This is a genomic window from Halalkalibaculum roseum, from assembly GCF_011059145.1.
GTDB lineage: Bacteria > Bacteroidota > Rhodothermia > Balneolales > Balneolaceae > Halalkalibaculum > Halalkalibaculum roseum.
The window spans coordinates 679775-697748 of the sequence record NZ_JAALLT010000001.1 but is presented as its reverse complement, the minus strand read 5'-3'; the positions used below and the strand labels follow the sequence as shown (position 1 = coordinate 697748).

13 protein-coding genes are annotated in these 17974 nt (G+C 45.4%); 7 read left to right on the top strand and 6 right to left on the bottom strand.

What is annotated here, in order from left to right; translation table 11 throughout:
* Positions 1-65: 65 nt before the first annotated feature.
* Positions 66-1085 (top strand): DnaJ C-terminal domain-containing protein, encoded by a 1020-nt coding sequence (locus G3570_RS02845; protein ID WP_165138960.1) that lies wholly within the window; start codon positions 66-68, stop codon positions 1083-1085.
* Positions 1086-1297: 212 nt separating this feature from the next.
* Here the strand turns inward: G3570_RS02845 and G3570_RS02840 are convergent, their stop codons facing one another.
* On the bottom strand, positions 1298-1672 hold the full coding sequence (locus tag G3570_RS02840; protein WP_165138958.1) for a DUF2784 domain-containing protein: 375 nt from the start codon (positions 1670-1672) through the stop codon (positions 1298-1300).
* 101 nt (positions 1673-1773) lie between these two features.
* Between G3570_RS02840 and G3570_RS02835 the strand changes: the two genes are divergently transcribed.
* Positions 1774-2538, top strand: a complete 765-nt coding sequence (locus G3570_RS02835; RefSeq protein WP_165138956.1) for a S1/P1 nuclease — start codon at positions 1774-1776, stop codon at positions 2536-2538.
* Between the two features lie 226 nt (positions 2539-2764).
* On the opposite strand, the gene G3570_RS02830 is transcribed toward G3570_RS02835, so the two are convergent.
* Entirely contained in the window at positions 2765-3301 is a 537-nt protein-coding gene (locus G3570_RS02830) for a macro domain-containing protein (protein ID WP_165138954.1), read from the bottom strand.
* Positions 3302-3414: 113 nt separating this feature from the next.
* A complete protein-coding gene (locus G3570_RS02825) occupies positions 3415-3702 on the bottom strand; it encodes a hypothetical protein (RefSeq protein ID WP_165138951.1) in 288 nt (95 codons plus the stop codon).
* 178 nt (positions 3703-3880) lie between these two features.
* Here G3570_RS02825 and clpB point away from each other — a divergent pair, with 178 nt between their 5' ends.
* Positions 3881-6520, top strand: a complete 2640-nt coding sequence (gene clpB, locus G3570_RS02820) for an ATP-dependent chaperone ClpB (protein WP_165138949.1) — start codon at positions 3881-3883, stop codon at positions 6518-6520.
* A 58-nt stretch (positions 6521-6578) separates the two neighbouring features.
* Here the strand turns inward: clpB and G3570_RS02815 are convergent, their stop codons facing one another.
* The 3 genes from G3570_RS02815 to G3570_RS02805 all read right to left on the bottom strand — a co-directional run bounded on the left by G3570_RS02815 (position 6579) and on the right by G3570_RS02805 (position 14243).
* Complete coding sequence (locus tag G3570_RS02815; RefSeq protein ID WP_165138947.1) at positions 6579-7679, bottom strand: aminopeptidase; 1101 nt, start codon at positions 7677-7679, stop codon at positions 6579-6581.
* A 142-nt stretch (positions 7680-7821) separates the two neighbouring features.
* Positions 7822-12297 carry a translocation/assembly module TamB domain-containing protein gene (locus tag G3570_RS02810; protein ID WP_165138945.1) on the bottom strand — a complete coding sequence of 1492 codons (4476 nt, stop codon included), beginning with the start codon at positions 12295-12297 and terminating at the stop codon, positions 7822-7824.
* Positions 12294-14243, bottom strand: a complete 1950-nt coding sequence (locus G3570_RS02805; RefSeq protein ID WP_165138943.1) for a BamA/TamA family outer membrane protein — start codon at positions 14241-14243, stop codon at positions 12294-12296. Before G3570_RS02805 ends, G3570_RS02810 begins: the two co-directional genes overlap by 4 nt.
* 181 nt (positions 14244-14424) lie before the next feature.
* Between G3570_RS02805 and G3570_RS02800 the strand changes: the two genes are divergently transcribed.
* The 4 genes from G3570_RS02800 to G3570_RS02785 all read left to right on the top strand — a co-directional run bounded on the left by G3570_RS02800 (position 14425) and on the right by G3570_RS02785 (position 17955).
* Positions 14425-15711 (top strand): M14 family metallopeptidase, encoded by a 1287-nt coding sequence (locus G3570_RS02800; protein ID WP_165138941.1) that lies wholly within the window; start codon positions 14425-14427, stop codon positions 15709-15711.
* 59 nt (positions 15712-15770) lie between these two features.
* Complete coding sequence (locus tag G3570_RS02795; protein ID WP_165138939.1) at positions 15771-16247, top strand: hypothetical protein; 477 nt, start codon at positions 15771-15773, stop codon at positions 16245-16247.
* A 179-nt stretch (positions 16248-16426) separates the two neighbouring features.
* Positions 16427-17350 (top strand): cation diffusion facilitator family transporter, encoded by a 924-nt coding sequence (locus G3570_RS02790; RefSeq protein WP_165138937.1) that lies wholly within the window; start codon positions 16427-16429, stop codon positions 17348-17350.
* Positions 17341-17955: an SCO family protein gene (locus G3570_RS02785; protein ID WP_165138935.1), complete on the top strand. Its 615-nt coding sequence runs from the start codon at positions 17341-17343 to the stop codon at positions 17953-17955. The genes G3570_RS02790 and G3570_RS02785 overlap by 10 nt, the downstream gene beginning before the upstream one ends.
* Positions 17956-17974 lie beyond the last annotated feature (19 nt).

Below are 17974 nucleotides of genomic sequence, written 5' to 3'. Positions count from 1 at the left end.
TGGCATCTTATTTGCGGCATAAAAAATAGAGTTACCGGTAAAGATGCCCAAGCTTCGAAAAGATTATGGATTATAAAGATTATTACGACATACTAGGCGTTAGCAAGAGTGCTTCCAAAGATGAGATAAAGAAAGCCTATAGAAAAAAAGCGGCAAAATACCACCCTGACAAAAATCCTGATGATCCTTCAGCTGAAGAGAAATTCAAGGAGGTAGGAGAAGCTTATGAAGTGCTCAGTGATCCTGAAAAAAGAGACTTGTACGACAAGGTGGGGAAAGACTGGAAAAAGTATAAGCGTGCCGGAGACCAGAGCGGTTTCGACTGGTCGCAATATGCCAACCAGGGAGCAGGACGCGGAAGAGGCGGCCAACAGTCTTATCGCATCAATATGGAAGATATTTTTGGAGGAGGGTCCGGTAGCGGTGGACAAGGAAGTCCTTTTTCCAGCTTTTTCGAAACCATATTCGGTGGTGGGGCAAGCGGCGGAGACCCGTTTGGACAGCGGACCCAATCACAAACGCGAGGCTTTCAAAGTAATGCCCGACAGGGTGGTGCCCAACAGGCCCGAAGACAGCGCGCCGCTAAAAAACATCTGAAGGCTACCGTTAATATCTCCTTAAAACAGGCTTATGAAGGTACATCCCGTACAATCCGTGTCGGTGGCGAGAAAATGAAGGTGAAAATTCCTGCCGGAATTGAAGACGGACAGCAACTTCGACTGAAAGGTAAAGGTAGTTCAACGGCTCAGGGTGGACCCAAAGGAGATTTACTGTTGAGCATCAAAGTTGATGTACCCGACCGGTACGAGCGAAAGGGTAATAACCTGTATTACGATCACCCGGTTGACCTTTATACTGCGGTACTCGGAGGAGAGACCGTTGTTGATACCTTTGCAGGCAAGGCCAAACTGAAAATCCCGGCCGGTACTTCCGGTGGAAAACTCTTTCGTTTAAAAGGTATGGGCATGCCGGAATTCAGAAATGAGAGTAATAAAGGTGACCTGTTCGTGCGTCTGCAGATTCAGATACCTGAGAAATTGTCGGATGATGAAAAAGAACTCTTTGAAAAACTGGCTGACAAGTAAGGTATAGGGTATAAGGAATAAGGTATAAGGTTGTTAGGAACATAAAACGGAACTCTACATTCTTGTCTCATTTAAAGTTCAAGCGTGGACTCTTGAACCAGCCTATTTTTATTTTCCCATTGATTCTTACTCCTTGTCGTCCCTTTCCCCTTATACCCTATACCTTATACCTATTATTCTTACCAAGCTTTTAGAAATTTCAACGCAATATTTTAATTACGACTTCTCCCCCTAACCAGGTTTACATACAGTGAAACCACAAAGGCACTAAAAAATAAAATACCGGTCCACAGGTCTACGGTGAAAGCATCGAAGTTTAGCCTCACCAGTTCATCCAGCAAAAACTTAATGTAGGAATTTGGCATGTCGCTATACCCCAGCTCCCTCCTCACAAGCCAGTGCCAGTGTGTACAGGGACAGTAACCGAAACCATACCAAATCCCCAATATGATCCATGAGAAGGCTGTTGCTGAGAGGGTCAGCAGATTCCATTTTCGTGTGGCCTTCCAGATCCAGCCAAACAGGTTAAACAGAATGAGGCAGGTATGAAAAACAAAAAAGAAGATATCCAGAAACTGATACATCATCAGCGAACGTTATTGGCATTAAAAATTGGTAAAACCGTTTAGCATCTTAGAAATAATTACAGATATTTGACCTGTTTTAATAAAAACCCATTAGTAAAACTATGAAGTTACTGTTACTTATTCTCTCCTTTTTACTCTTCACCGGAGCAGGCGATAAAAAGTGGGGCAAGAACGGACATCGGGTAGTTGGCGATATTGCTGCCGACTATCTGGATGACGAAACCCGTGATGCCATCGATCGTGTACTGGGTCCGGAATCAATGGCCATCGCAAGTACCTGGATGGATGAAATAAAATCAGATTCAACCTATGATTATACTCACGACTGGCACTGGGTTACCATCCCCGATGGGATGCCCTACGCTGAAACAGAAAAGAATCCGAACGGTGATCTCATCAAAGCGATACGCGATATTACAGCTGACCTAAAGTCAGGAAATTTGAGCACTCAAGAAGAAGCAAATAAACTGAAGATGCTTATTCACCTCATCGGAGATATTCACATGCCCTTGCACGTAGGAACCGGCGAAGATCGAGGAGGTAATGATGTACGTGTTGAGTGGTTTTGGGATTCTTCCAATCTCCATCGCGTGTGGGACAGCGGCATGATCGATGAAACCCAGCTCAGTTACACGGAACTCAGCAGGAGTATCAATCATCCTACAAATGAGCAGATCGTAAACTGGCAAAACTCCGGGGTGCTACACTGGGCACGGGAGTCAATGGATTTACGGGAAGAGGTCTATGACCTGCCAAAGGACAAAAGCATCAACTATGAGTATATGTACCGAAAGTATGACATCGTTGAGAAGCGTCTTCTGCAGGCCGGTGTACGACTGGCGGGCGTGTTGAATGAGATTTACTAATTGTTGTTTATTTGCATGTTCAAGGTGCCAAGCGTGGACGCTTGGCATAGCTTATTTATTCTTTTCACTTCGCCCTATAAGCTAGGTCAAGCTTCCACGCTTGACCTCATTATTTTACATAATTGAAAAATGATATGCTCGATTCCTGGGCTTCCGCAGCAGAGTGGCGTAAGCAGATTACAGAGTAGTTAGGCGGTCCATCCCAAATAATCTTAGTCAGCCGACCTTACTCAAATATCTCTTCCATAACCTTTTGGTGAATGTTGTAGTCGTCTTCTCCAAAAAGAACAAAACGAATGGTATTCACAGACTCTAAATGCTCAGCTTCCTCTTGTATCGTAGATAAAGCCACTCTTGCAGCGGCCTCAGTGGGATATCCGAATGCACCCGTGGAGATGGCGGGAAAAGCAATGCTTTCTACATCTTCCTCTTCGGCCCGTTTCAATGCATTCTTGTAGCAATTCGCCAACAGTTCATCTTCGGGCTTATCCCTGCCATAAACCGGACCCAGGCAGTGAATCACGTACTCATTGGGCAGGTTGTGACCGCCCGTGATGACAGCTTCCCCGGGTGAAATAGGGGCTAGCGGACGCGTTTCTTCGGTCAATCCGGGTCCTGCCGCCCGGTGAATGGCGCCTGCAACGCCTCCGCCGGTTTTCAACTGTGCGTTGGCAGCATTGACTACAGCCTGTATGTCATCTTGGGCAGCGATATCGCCTCGTTCAATCTCCAATGTGACTCCTGATACTGTTATCCGATCCATAAGAAGTGAAATATTTTTGCTTGATTTGGAATGAACTGCACCTAAAATAACAGCCGGCTCTGCGAAAAAATTCGAGTAATCTTACCATAGAGGTACACAAAGAAGACCTTGAGCTACACAGAGAAATCAAGTGCGATAATTGTGATCACCAGAATAATAATGAACACCGAATAAAGACTTTGGTAGATTATCCAGCGTTTGAAATTTTTGATGAGACCAAAACGGTATCGTGCATAGAGTTGCTGACTTGTTCCTGCAAAGCCTCCAAGTAAACCGAGTACGACTAAAATCTTACTCAGCCATAACATCCCAACTATAAGTGCAACTGCACTGCCAATACCAATCCAGCGAGAGAGTGCTTTCAGTGCATCGTATTCTTTTTTCTTTTCCGCTATATCCATGATGAATGTGTGCAAGAATCTACGGTAAGTTATACTATGATAATTCAATACTCAGAATTATACCAGATTACTGCCAAAAATTTGTTAAAGCCCTGTAAATACGTCAGATCATCGAATTCGGTACGATATTGGTCTCTTTAATAGTAGAACAACAAAAAGATATTAAACCCATACAGATATGAATCTGAATAAATTCACTTTGAAAGCACAAGAGGCCGTTCAGGCTGCTCTTGATATTGCTTCCGGCAACAACCACCAGGCCGTGGCTCCTGCCCACGTTCTGCTGGCATTACTGAATGACACAGATAATGTTGTCAATACTATTCTTAACAAATTAGGAGTGCGTACTCCCCAGCTGAAGAGCAAGCTGGAATCCATAATTGACAAACTACCCGTCGTTAAAGGAGCTTCCGTCTCCGGACAGTATCTCTCCAACGATTTAAAAGAGGTTTTTGACAAAGCTCAGAAGTCAGCTGACAGCCTGGGAGATGAATACATCAGCTCAGAACATGTGCTGATCGGCATGGTCGATGCAAAGGGAGAAGCCACCTCACTGCTGAAGGAACAAGGAGTCAAAAAAGACGATATTCTTAAAATCTTGCAAGACGTTCGCGGATCCCAGAAGGTTGACGATCCAAATGCAGAGAGCCGCTATAATGCCCTGGAGAAATACGGGCGCGATCTCAATGAGATGGCTGAGAAAAACAAGCTGGATCCGGTAATCGGACGCGATCATGAAATACGGCGCATTATGCAAATTCTATCCCGGCGTACCAAAAACAATCCGGTGCTCATCGGGGAGCCCGGCGTCGGTAAGACGGCCATTGCCGAGGGCTTGGCATTGCGTATCAACCGTGGCGATGTACCTGAAAGTTTAAAGTCCAAGCATGTTGTTGCACTCGATATGGGCGCCCTGGTCGCGGGGACCAAATTCCGCGGGGAGTTTGAAGAACGACTCAAAGCGGTTGTGAAAGAGGTTATTGACTCCGACGGACAGATTATCCTGTTCATTGATGAAATCCACACCCTGGTAGGCGGAGGATCGGCCGAAGGTTCCCTTGATGCCGCCAATATCCTGAAGCCTTCACTGGCACGTGGTGAACTGCATGCTATAGGGGCAACCACATTAGACGAGTATCGAAAATACATTGAAAAAGACCGTGCACTTGAACGACGCATGCAGAAAATTCTGATTAACGAGCCCTCCGTTGAGGATACCGTATCTATTCTTCGGGGACTCCAGGAACGCTATGAACTGCATCACGGTGTGAAAATCAGGGATGAAGCACTGGTCGCTGCTGCCGAGCTCTCTCACCGGTATATCGCCGACCGTTTCCTTCCCGATAAAGCTATTGACCTGATCGATGAGGCCGCCTCCCGACTTCGGCTTGAAATAGACTCAATGCCGGAAGAACTGGACCGGATCGAGCGTCAGATCCGTCAGTTGGAGATCGAGCGTGAAGGTCTGAAACGCGACCAGGATGAATCGAAAGTCCAGAATATTGAAAAAGAACTGGCTGACCTGGAAGAGCAGCGTAAAAGCATGCGCACCCAGTGGGACAATGAACGGGATCTCATCCAAAAAACACGGGACCTTAAACAGGCTATTGAAACCGCGCGTAACCGTGCCGATAAAGCCGAACGGGAAGGTGATTACGAAAAAGTAGCCGAATTGCGCTACGGTACCATCAAACAGCTTGAAAAAGATCTTGAGGAGACCCAGGAAGAACTTGATGAGATTCAGGAAGGCCGCGCCATGCTCAGTGAAGAGGTTGTTGCTGAAGATATTGCAGATATCGTTTCACGATGGACGGGTATTCCTGTCAGCAAGATGCTGCAGAGCGAACGGCAAAAACTGATTCACCTCGAAGATGAACTGCACAAGCGAGTGGTCGGCCAAGACCAGGCTATTGAAACCGTATCTAACGCGGTACGGAGGGCTCGCGCGGGGCTGCAGGATGAACAGCGTCCTATCGGATCGTTCTTCTTCCTCGGTTCTACCGGTGTGGGTAAAACGGAACTGGCACGATCGCTTGCAAACTTCCTCTTTGACGATGAAGATGCTATGATTCGCATCGATATGAGTGAGTATATGGAACGTCACAGCGTGAGCCGACTGGTAGGTGCCCCTCCGGGTTATGTGGGTTATGATGAGGGCGGACAGCTTACCGAAGCCGTGCGCCGCAAACCTTATTCGGTGATCCTGCTCGATGAAATTGAGAAGGCTCACCCCGATGTCTTCAACATGCTGCTGCAGGTTCTGGACGAAGGAAGACTCACCGACAATAAAGGCGTCACAGTCGACTTTACCAATACCATCATCATCATGACCAGCAACATCGGTTCGCACCTGATTCAGGAACGTATTGAGGAAACCGGTGGAGAATTTACCGATAAGGTTTACAATGAGCTGCAGGATGAACTGATGGATCAGCTGAAGAAAAGTATACGTCCTGAGTTCCTGAACAGGGTTGATGACATCATCGTCTTCCATCCGCTTACCAAGGAGCACATCCGTGATATTGTTGACATCCAGCTTAAGCGGGTTCACAAGATGCTTGAAAAACGAAATGTGAAACTTAATGTCAGCGACAATGTCAAAGATTGGCTGGCCAGCCGGGGTTACGATCCGGTCTATGGCGCACGTCCGCTGAAGCGACTCCTTCAGACCAAGATTGTAGATAAGCTTGCTACCGAACTCATCAAGCGCGAAGAGGATACCAAGGTTGAATTTGAGGCTACTCTCTCGAAAGACGGAGAGTCTATTGAGTTCGCCGAAGTCTTTGAAGACGCTGAAGAGTGGGCGGAAGAAGTGTAACCAACTAATTTTTACCACTTAGGCACGAAAATCACTATGTGCCTAAGTGGTATATCTTTTAAATCAGGTTCTCGGGATTCAGAACTTTCAAATCATCCGTGATAAATTTTCTGCCTTCACGAATCTTTTCGCCATCCAGGTATACATCGGCACCTATGCAGACCAGGTCCCAGTGGATGTTGCTCTCATTGCCATTCGGGGCAATTTCATAATCATTACCCAATGTCAGGTGATTGGAACCGTAAATCTTCTCATCAAATAAAATGTCATGCATGGGTTTTTCGATGATGGGATTCAACCCGAAACTGAACTCTCCAAACTGACGTGCTCCGGCATCGGTATCGAGAATCTCCTCGAGCTGCTCGTTATTGGATGAGTCAAAATCTACCACCACTCCATCCCGCACTTCCAGCTTCACATAGTCGAAGGGCTTGCCCTGGTAAACCGAGGAGGTATAGGTGATATGCCCATCGACCGATGAAAGAATAGGAGAAGAAAAGAGCTCCCCGTCCGGAATATTTCGCTTGCCGAAACAAGGAATCCAGTTTTGCCCTTTCACGGAAAACTGTATGTCGGTCCCCTCTCCTTTCAACTGAATCATATCCGTATCACGCAGCCGCTCCTCCAGAGGTTTCATGGCTTCAGCCAGCTGACTGTAATCCAGCAGGCAGGCCTTGTAGTAGAACTCCTTGAATTTTTCGGTAGGCATCTTTGCGTTCATCGCAAAGGCCGGTGACGGGTAGCGAAGCACAACCCAGTTGGTATTGTTCACCCGCTCTTCGAAATGCACCGGCTTCAGAAACTCATTAGAATAAGCCTCATTGGCCTTCTTGGTTGCCTCCGACTGCTCGTAGATATTCTGTGAAGCACGTATTCCGACAAAAGCATCCATCTGCTTCATGAGGGGGAGTTGATCGGCTTCTGCCTGTCTTTTCCAAAAATCCTCATCTCCCTTTTCTACGAGCATACGCTGAATGTCAGTATCATTGATCTGAATAAATGGATGCACCTTCAACTCGCGCGCCGTTTCCACGAGGGCACGCATCAATTCCACTCCGTTCAGTCCGGTGAGCTGCAGCATTACATTCTGACCTTCCTTCAGTTCACAGCTGAAGTTGAGTATTTTCTCTGCTAATTCCTTGTCTTGCTGTTTATACATAATGATGAACTTAGAATTTTTAATTTACCTGAAAATACAATTTTAATCGAACACGGGTAACACCGATTAAGCGGTCAAATTTATCCTGATCTTCGAAACATATAATTACATATCCACCTCTTCCGCGTATTCCGTGTTTCATCTAATAATCGTAATTCCATTTGATGTCCACCCCCTGCCGGGCATCATTGCCCTGTGAGATGATCAGCTTCAAATTCTCAAGGAGCATATATTCCAGCAAGAAACTGGTCTCCGGAGAAGAGCCGCTAATAATATTTTGGATGGCAAAGAATACCTTTGGATTGATGTACCAACCGGTAGTAATGGAAGTGCCTGACTCGCCTCCGACAGTGGTATTTTCTATTTTGACCACATCGATACCCAGACTTTGAGAAGCCAGCGTTTCTATACGATCTGAGAATAACTCCAGGGCCAGGCCCGTTGCTCCAGCGTTCGAACCCGTGGAAGCGAGGGCCTGTTTCCATGATTCAAGGGCAAAGCAGGGTTGTCCAAAGAGTGTATAACAGAGAATATCTTCCAGCTCCATAGGTGGAGAACTCTCGTATTTGAATTGGGGATCCTCGACATTCCCTTCAATGATATACCAGATTTTTACCTCCTCTTCCGGCTGCACCGGTTCAAAAATGGTACGAATATTCAGGTTCGGATTCGTCGGATTACCCGAGAAGGTTATAATACCCTCCTCCAGTTCAAATCGTTTGCCAAGCGGACGCGCGTAACCGTTGACCGCTTCCAGGCTTCCAAACATTTGAAGGTCGCTGCCTGCATCTTTCAGCATATCCACCGCCCCGTCAAGTTCTACTTCCATCTCAAGGTATCGCTGGTTACGAATGTAAAACCTTCGGTTGAAGGCTATATCCATATCTATGGAGAGAGAATCATAAAGGGCTACGTTGTTATCTGATTGTTCTGTGGAATCAAGCTGTACATCTTCCACAGATTTCTCTCCAAAGTTATCCAGCTGCACAAACCCGTTTAAGATGGTAAGTTTTCCGCTCACATTTGGACGGGTCATCGAACCGGTCAATTTGGTATCCAGATCAATTGATGCGTTATACTCGGAGGTATTGGCCACTCTGAAATTTCTTGCCCTCATGGAAAGATTCAAATCTCCCGGTATCAACTCTTCCAGTGCAACGCTGCCGTTCATAGTCAGCGATCCGCTTCCACTTCTAGCCGTGAAATCGGTTACTGTTATGAGATCAGGTTCAAATACAATTCCGGTCGTAATGTTATCCACCGTGATGCCTGTCTCTACAATCCGCATTGCACCTTCACTGATCTTCAGCGTTCCATCAGTTAGCAGGTCAGCCGGCGTACCGGTTGCCTGTATCCTTCCATTAAGCTTACCCCTGATATTTCTGATGACCTCCCGGTCCACAAAATCATTCACCGCTGACAGATTAAAGTCGTTGGTTACAATATCAACCCGAATACTGTCTTCTTCTCCGGGCGGTGAAATCTCTCCCTGTCTTAAATCAATATTGAAGGGTACCTGGCCCTTTATTTCGGCTACTTTCTGTTTCAGGCTATTAACCGTAGCATTCATCCTCACCGAAGAAAGTTGGTGTGAATAATCAAGGTTGGCCGTAATGGAATCTATTTTAACTCCGGAAACCGAGGCACTGTCTAATGAGAATCTGGCCTTAAATTCCGGTATGCCTGCAGTTCCTGAGAGATCCGCCTCAACATGCAGAATTCCATCGGTATCTCTCATACCCATCTCGTTTAAAAGATTCCGGAAGCGATTTAATGCGACCCGTTTAACCCTAAGTGACCCGTCAATTTGATGCTCAAAAAATGACTCGTCAAACTCCTGTGGGTCACCCAACCTGAAAGGTACATTCAACCTACCGCTCAACAGTTCGTCTCCCTGATCCCTTACCGATATAAAGCTTTTAAGCTGCTCTTCTTCCAAATCCAGTTCCAAAGTGACAGAATCCATGGGTACCCCACGGTACGATACTTCCGATACCGACAGGTTACCTAAAGCTTTCAGGCTGGTATCTGAATTCGCGACAGAAACTTTACCGGTTAGCATACCATCGAAATACGATTCACCAAGCAGAGTATTTTGTAGAACCGACAAGTTTATATTGTTGCCACGTAAATATCCCCGTTGGCGTAGCGAATCGGCATAAGGTACAGCAAGCTCCAGCGAGGTTCCATCGGCAGAAGAGAGGCGCAGAGTATCCATGCGAACTGTATTGGCTACAATGCTGACGTCAAAGGGTTGCTGCAAGGATAGTGTATTCACTGAGCTGACCACATCCAGACGGTTTGTCAATATTTTGATGCTATCTGGCGAGATGTGATACCCTCCGGCATGAATGAGCTCGCTCTGTTCCGGACCGACAAATTTAAGACTGAAGGTCCCGTCTGTGACATCCTCAACCACCCTACCACCGGTATTCATCACTAAATCCTGCAGTCTGACAGTCGAAAATCTGGGCGAATCTAAGAAAAGATCAGCAGTGTACTCGGGCTCCTGTTTTAACAGTATTTCAATATTTCCGTTTGCTCCTTCTGACGCAAACAAATCATCAAGCTGTAAATTACCCAAGTCAACATTGCCGCTAAATTGAAGTTCCCTACTTTCTGCCGGCACCAACTTGCCGGTTACCGAACCCTCCGCTTGCAAATTTTCAGCGCCTACCAATGGAGCTACAGATTGAAGGTCTTTTAGAACGAGGTCCAGATCTAACCTGTTCGCGGTATCATACCAATCGTTTAGGTTGAGCCTGGCACCAAATATTACTTCAGCAATAGTGCTCTGCATGCCGGCTTCTGTAACAGTGGCAATGGAGTTTTCCAGTTGAAGATTTGCATGCAGCTGATCAATGCGCTCACCATTCACAACCGAGGAATCAATGGCAATTGCTGAGTTTATGCTGAGGTTTGCCAAATCTGATCCGCTTCCCTCCCCTTTAACATCCAGATTCAATGAAGTTTTGAAATCATTCAGGAATACTATCTCAGAAAGATCGAATCCACGGGAACTCAGTTCGTAAGTGAAGGCCGGTGTTGCCCGATAATTAGTAAGCACAGCATTTAAACTTACCTCACTTTCGCTCAGCTTTATACGACTGTTACCGGTAATCCTTTGTGGATTAATCTTCCCGCTGAGAACTGCTTCACTATATTCCTGCTCGTATACCCTTCCTTTACTCAGATCTAACCTGTAATCCCAGGATGAGTCATCCAGGCTCAATCCGCTTCCTTTGAGCGTCCCGTTGAAGCTGATGGTACCTTTGAACTGTTCATCCTGCAGCCAGTACCCGGGATTAATACCTGATCCACGAATAGCGTAATTAACCTGCGGATCGGTAATCCAAATATCGCTGATCCCGGCTTTGGCAGTGACCCTTTGCTGTTGCCGACGAGTCGCTAGAGTGGCACTCAGTTTGCCTTTATCCGAAGAAAAATCGGTTTCCAGGGTATCCAATCTATAAGAGTTGTACAAGATGCTACCGGTATGCAGGGAACCTTTGATACTGCCATTCTCAACCGAGGTAAGAGGGACTGCGCCTTCGGAGCTAAAGTCAACTCGCGTTATATCCGGCATCGAGGAGTCATTGAAAAATGCCATTAAATTCAGCCTTTCGGCCGATATATTAGCACCTGTTAGTGTAAAAGTAGTATCTCTTTTGAATGAAGCAGAAATTTGGAGATCGTCAATACCTTTAGAACGAACACCGAGGCCTACACTAAAATCATCCAACCTGCCCTTTAGCTTCAGATCCAATCCAATATTTTGCTCCACAGCTGATTGATCTACAAAGGCGGCAATATCCCTCCATGATAGAGGCTGTGCCTGCACATCAAGACTGGCAGAAGAATCTTCTAAACTGAAGTTTCCGGAGCTCTGTATTAGAGAGCTCCCGCTTGCCAGTACCAGCTTCTGTAGACTTATTGACTGTTTATTTGCAGATAACCGGCTCTCAAAAGAGACTTTTTCATCCAAAGCCGAACGGATAACGTCAAAAGCAAACTCGCTTATCTCGACCTCATAACCCTCTTCAAGAAGTGCAAAACTGCTCCTTATCTGAAGATTTTCAACTGTAAATGCAGAGTCTTTAGGCATCGCCTCGATCATAGCATCGATTCTTCCTCCATCAACCTGAATACTTTCAAGCCTAAAAAAGAATGGGTCAGATGCGACCGTACCGGTATCAGCAGGTGACGATTTAACCCAGTGTGAAAGATTCAACTGCCCATCCTGCTGACGCACTTTTAGGTAAGGTCCTGAAATAGCAATTTTAGGAACCTCCAGCACTGAGCTAAAATAGCTGAGTAAATTATAACGAAGCCTGAGGCTATCTACCCCGGCAACCGTATCCTGATCATTTTCTTTCAATGTGATGTCTTCCAGCACAATCTCTTTCCAAAGATCACCCTTCAACCGGTTTATAGATAGCTCGACAGTCAGCTGATCATTGGCCGCAGATACAACCCGGTCTTTGACGATATTTCGTATATAATCTGTTTTCAGGGATAAGCGCAGCAGGGCAACCAAAAGTATAAGAATCACAAGGACCACCCATGGCCACCTGAATCTTCTTTTCTTTTCGTTATGTTCTGAAGCTTGTTCCGTCAAAATGCTTGTCCTATACTGAAATGAATTGCTGCTTTGTCCCAGAAACCGGGCGACCCATTATCCCCGTAGATGCCGAGATCTTCATCGGAGGGATTTAATTTATAACCCAGATCAATTCTGATGGGACCTATGGGTGACTGGTAGCGAAAGCCTCCTCCCGCACCGAACTGAATGGGCCTTTGAGAGAGTGTATTTACACTTCCCCAGACCTGTCCACCGTCGAGGAAGGCAGAAATCCCAAATCCGTCCAGTAATTTATTCAGATCCTGTCTTAACTCTATGTTAAATCCAAACTTTGCCCTTCCCCCAACCGGTACGTAACGATCAAAAGTAGATACCGTATCTCCTTCAACAACTTGAGTACGAAAATTTGCCTGTTTGGGTCCTAAAGACTGACGATACCAACCTCTCACTGAATTGGTTCCTCCTAGAAAGTAGCGAATATTACGTGGCAGAGAGTCCGATGAGGCTTTAAGGATTCCGCCGGCCTGAACCCTAGTTGCCAGGATAGTGCTCTTGGTAATCCTCGTAAATCTGCGGACGTCTATCGATGCCTTTTGAAACTTATAGGTAGCGATATTCAAAAATCCGGACAATTCCAGGTAGGGTTGAACGACCCATCCCAGTTGTTCTCTACCATATCCCTGGCTGAAATAACCATTAAACTGCAAGGAGGACAAATCGTAGCGATTGGTACTGTCAGGCAGGTCGATATTCCTTTTTTCCGATCGTTCTATATTTTTTGTGGCTTCATAAGAGATAGTACCGGTCAGATTCTGATTGTAACTGTAGATATAACTGTTAGTCAAGCCCAGAGTAAACAGTTCGAAACTTTCCTCAAGCTGATGCTCCCCGAAAGGTGAGATAACGATGCTGCTTTTGTTGTTATAGAAATAGGGAAAAAGATAATCAAGGCTTACCAGCTGCTGTATAAATGATGCCCTACCCGTAGCAGTAAAGCGATGACCTTTTCCGAAAGCATTGCGATGAATCCAGCTCAGCTGACCTCTAACCAGATCGGATGTTCCAAACCCGAGTGAGGCCTCAATGGTGCGAAGTGGGGCTTCTCGAACCCTCATTTGTAGGTTTAACGTGCTGTCCTGTTGCTGTTCGGGTATCCCGATAGTGACAAATTGAAACAGGTGATGGTTGAAGAGTTCTCGCTGCGCTTCCTGAATTTTGTCATGACTATAGGTCTGTCCGATCTTTAACCCTGACTCCCGAATTACATACCTGTCGGAAATACTCTTCATGCCTTCCACATTAATTTCAGAAATAGCAGCCTTGGGACCGGTATTGGAAATGATACTTAGGTCTGCAGACAGGCCTGCGGTGTCCACTTCTGACTCTACAGAAACCTTTGCATAGGGAAATCCCTGATTTCTGACAACATCCTTAACCTGGCCTACAACATCCGGAATCATGATTTGCTGAAACCGTTCTCCCGATTGAAAGGGAAGCCTTCTTTGCATCCGCTGAAAAGCACGTGTTTGTCTGATTTGATCCGCTTTGGCAGAATCGGTCTGGAATACAAAATTAATCTTGCCTATTCGTATAGCTGCATTCTCGTTGATCACAAAAACGAGCTTTTTTTTCCACTCTTTACCTTTTGTTTCAACCCGGTAGTCTACATTGACATTATAAAAGCCCCTGCGGCGGTAAAAATTGCCCAGACGAATCACGTCTTTCCGAACAGTGGTAATATTCAGCTCATGTCCGGTACGCTTCCAAAAACGAAGCTTGTTCCAAAATGAGTGGGCTTCTGAAGCAATTTGTTCTTTCAATACTATAGAGCTGAAAGTATCATTACCCTCTATTTCAAGTTGCCAGATTTGGTCCTCCCTGACATCCTCCTCAGAATCTGCCTGCCAGGCCAGACTACTTCCGAAAGCCAGACACCAAATACAGAGTGTTATGAAAGCTATAGTCGACTTTTTAAAATGCACTGATATTTCTCTATGGACAGGCACTGATGATTAATTATGATACGCAATGATAAGATTTTGACTGCATCCCTCAAAGAAATTGAACCCATTGCCGGTAAGCTCAATTTTATCTCCTATCTCTATTGGCCAAACAGTAAAATTGACTTATACTATCCATAAATCTGTAAAAGCTATACTTTTTATGTTATCCCATTTCAAAGCCTCCTCACATTGTGGAGTCCTTTTTATTATCGCATTGGTCGCGACTTCCTGCTCTTCCAGTGAGAAGTTTACCGGATTCTCTTATGATCCCGAGGGTGCGACTGTCACAACCGACAAGGAGATCACACCCCAGCATGAACGGACTATAGGCATCTCTTCCGACGGTGTCTGGCTTAGCAATGAGTTCGCGGGAGCCCGAATGAATGATTTTTACAAGCTCAATGACTCCCTTTACCAGGTCGTACTGGAGCCCGAAAATTACCCTATCAACAACAGTCCATGGTATGCATTCAAGGTATGGGCGGATTCGGCTAAAACCGTTCGTCTCAGGCTGAAGTATCAACATGGGGAGCATCGCTATTATCCGGAATTAAGCCATGACGGAAGCAGCTGGTCGGCCATTGACTCGGCATCTTATTCTCAGGATACTCTTCAGGGTACGGCTACACTGAAGCTTGATCTCTCTGAAAAGCCCTTGTGGGTCAGTGCTCAGGAAGTACTTACAATTGATGATTATGTAGTGTGGGCTGATTCCCTATCCCGAGAACCTTTTGTGTGGCAGGATACCGTCGGATTCTCCCACCAAAACCGACCTGTGAAGAAAATCGTAATCAATGAACTCGAAGATAAAAATAGGCCACATGGGATACTTCTGATAACCGGGAGAATGCACCCACCCGAAGTCACCGGGGCTCTGGCTAGTCTCTATTTTATTGATGAATTGACTTCCGACACTGAGACAGCCAATAAATTTCGCAGTAAATTTGAAATTCTAGCCTATCCGCTTGCCAATCCCGATGGGGTGCAAAACGGGCACTGGCGTCACAATGCGGCCGGAGTGGATCTCAATCGCGATTGGATTGCCTTTAACCAGCCCGAAACCCAAGCCATTAGGGACGATATACTGAAGCATGTACGCTCAGACTCGCAAAAAAGGATATACTACGGCATTGACTTTCACTCAACGAACGAGAATATCTTCTATCCTATTAACCGGGAAATCAAAACATTTCCGGAAGATTTTACCTATAAATGGGTAGATTCTCTGAAGAATGCCTTTCCGGATACCGAATTTTCCGTTGAACCTTTTGATACCAGTTCTCCTATTGCCAAAAACTGGATTTACCGGACCTTCGGTGCGGATGCCGTGACCTATGAGGTCAATGACAGTGAGAACCGTGATAAAATTGAGGCTATAGCAAGAACATCCGCGCGGTTGGTCATGCAAAACTTACTGGAGGAAATGAAAACCGAAATGAATAAATAAGGCTGTATATTTCATTTTTTCTAATAAATAATTAAAATATCACAAAAATATACGTCTATATGGCTCGCAAACTGAACGAAAATGAACGCATTATGCACGAACTGGTGCTCAACTGGAAGTTGAGACTGGTAGCGAGTGCCCTATTTAGCATGCTTGGACTTGCTTTTCTGACGGGCACCGTAAGCGGCTTTTTTGTGGAACTGAGTACATTGGATAAATCCATTGTAGGTGTGGCCGTTTTTGTTGTGATGATCCCCATCTATCTCATCATTGCTGACCTGCCGAAAATTGACGAGTTCACGATTGCTTCCATGCTAAATGAATCCGTTCCCGAATTTGATAAACAGGCGGAGCTGGTTCTGAATCCGGTAGAGGAACTCAGTGAACACGAAATGGAGAAGCGTAAGGAACTGGAAGAGGTACTTAAGGAGAAAAAACTCTATCGCTTTCTGCCAAACCGTCCCATCAAACAGGCAATAGCTGTGATGCTTATATCACTTTCCCTGACCGCCGGCAGCTATTTTATCATGATGTAGTTTCCAAAATCAGTCTTTCAAACACCTTTCCTGTCCATTCTTTCATAATTCTCAAGTAAAAGCATTCATATCTCCTTTATTTTAGGATTATATGCTTATCTTATTCATTTGGCTGAGTAAATTGACACTTATTTTAGCCGGTATCGATTTCTTTATACAATTACCTACTTCAAGCACTTATGGCACATTCGCATAATCATGGGCACCATCACCACCACGCTCATGGAGATGATCAGACAGAAGGACGTTTATGGATTTCAATTTTTCTGAACCTGATTATTACGCTGGCCGAATTTATTGGAGGCTTTATATCAGGTAGTTTGGCCCTTTTGTCGGATGCCCTTCATAATCTCAATGACACCACCTCTCTGGGTATCAGCCTGTTTGCCCGTAAAGTTTCAAAAAAGGAAGCAAACAAAGAGAAGACCTTTGGTTACAAAAGAGCCGAGATCATCGGAGCTTTCATCAACCTGATCACCCTGGTCATCATCGCCCTTTTTCTCATTAAGGAAGGCATTGAACGGTTCTATAACCCGCAACCCATTGACGGGTTGGTGATGTTCGTGGTTGCAATTATCGGTCTCTTGGGCAATGTAATCACTGCCGTGCTGCTATATCGCAGCTCCAAGGAAAACATAAATATTCGCAGCGCCTATGTGCATATTATGTCGGATGCCCTCTCTTCCGTAGGAGTGATCGTAGCCGGCTGGCTGATACTTAAGTATGAGTTATTTATTGTCGATACAATCCTGACGCTGATCATCGCAGGATATATTCTTTGGCAAAGCTATTATATGCTTCGTAAAACTATCGACATTCTCATGGAGAGTACCCCGAATGAGATTCAGCTCGAAGAGGTCACTCTTGCCATGCAGGAAGTTACCGGGGTACTGGATATACACCATTTGCACGTCTGGAGGCTTGATGAGAGTAATATCCTCCTGGAAAGCCATGTAGTAATTGATGAAAGTGATATGGCCAATATGGAAACCATCAAATCATCGTTGAAAGAGCTTCTCAATAACGGTTTCAATATCCAACATTCCACTCTTGAATTTGAATTTGAACCTTGCGGGGAGAAAGTGAAAAGCCCATGCCTGTAAGTTTAAACTTTGTAGCCAAGCAGTTAAATAACATTATTGTGCCGGCGGCTCTCAGCATACTGCTCCTGACTACGGCCTGTAATTCTCCTGAGGTAATTAACGACCTTAGCGATGATTCCTTTGCCCTAGTGAACCAGGACAGCACTTCGATTGCATTTCCCAAAGACTTCAGAGGTGACATTCTAGTGGTCGGATTTATTTATACCCACTGTCCCGATGTCTGTCCAATTATTACGGCGAAATTGAGCAATATAAACAGGGAACTGGAGAACAGTGAGGGAGTTCATTTTGCTGAGATCAGTTTTGATCCTGCTAGAGATACCCCATCAGTGCTGAAAAAGTATATGCAGAGTTTTAACCTGGACCCGGAAAAATTTACCATGCTTACCGGTGATTCCGTGACTGTCGATTCTGCTCTTAACAAGATGGATATACTTGCCAAGATCTCTTATGTGAAAAACAGTGAGGAGGGGCAGCAGTCATACCTCATGAATCATACCAATAGGATACTGGTAATGGATCAACAAGGCCGGGTTCGATTTGAATATCCGGGCAGCGTGGTGCCTGAGAAGAATGTTATTGAGGATATCAATAGGCTGAGGTAGATGAGGATTCAGAATACAG